Origin of the sequence: Faecalibacillus intestinalis (genome assembly GCF_003024685.1) — a bacterium.
GTDB classification, from domain to species: Bacteria; Bacillota_I; Bacilli_A; order Erysipelotrichales; family Coprobacillaceae; genus Faecalibacillus; species Faecalibacillus intestinalis.
Window position 1 is genome coordinate 1 of the sequence record NZ_PYLQ01000051.1, and the last position, 714, is coordinate 714.

The 714-nt window shown below is 30.8% G+C and carries 1 protein-coding gene; it reads left to right on the top strand.

The genetic code is table 11. From position 1 onward, the window contains the following. Window positions 1-714: hypothetical protein (locus C7U54_RS14760; RefSeq protein WP_206603636.1), on the top strand; the 714-nt coding region annotated here is incomplete at both ends.

Here is a 714-nt window from a genome sequence, read left to right on the forward strand (position 1 = left end):
ATGGACAAAGTACTAGAAATCACATCAAATGATCATATTATTATGATTGATAAACTCTGTAAAAGAATATTAGGACATCCTGAAATCTTAGGAAGAATCATTAAAGGATTTATTAAAGAAGCTAAGGATGTATCTTTAGAAGAAATCATTGAACTTATTAAAGAAAAGAAGGATCAGGAAGGGAATTCTTATTTCCAACAGCTAAATAATGTCATCGATATTGCTCATCATGGAAGAGTGGAATTCGATTATTTCTGCTGTATCAATCTGCCACAAGATGATGGAACAATGAAAAGAATTTATCTAGATGTAGAAATACAAAATGTAGAGAATCCCGGCTATGCCCCACTAACAAGAGGAAATGATTATCTTTCAAGAATGATTACCAGTCAAAATGGAAAGGAATATGATTATAGAAACTATGATGGAATGAAAAAGGCCTATGTCATATGGATACTTCCACAAGCTGCTAAAAAGCGAGATGGACATGTCAATCGCATAAACTCTAAATTAGAAAATGTCAGTGGAAGTACTATTGAAAGGTTAGAAAGTTATGATAAAAGCGAACAGATTATGATATACTTAAATAAAGATCATGATATCAAAGATAAGTATGAAGATAGTGATTGGATCAAGACACCGTTAGTCATCTTTTTAAACAATACATATGATCTTTTGATAAAGAAAGAAGTTATGAAAGAATATGGATTTGAA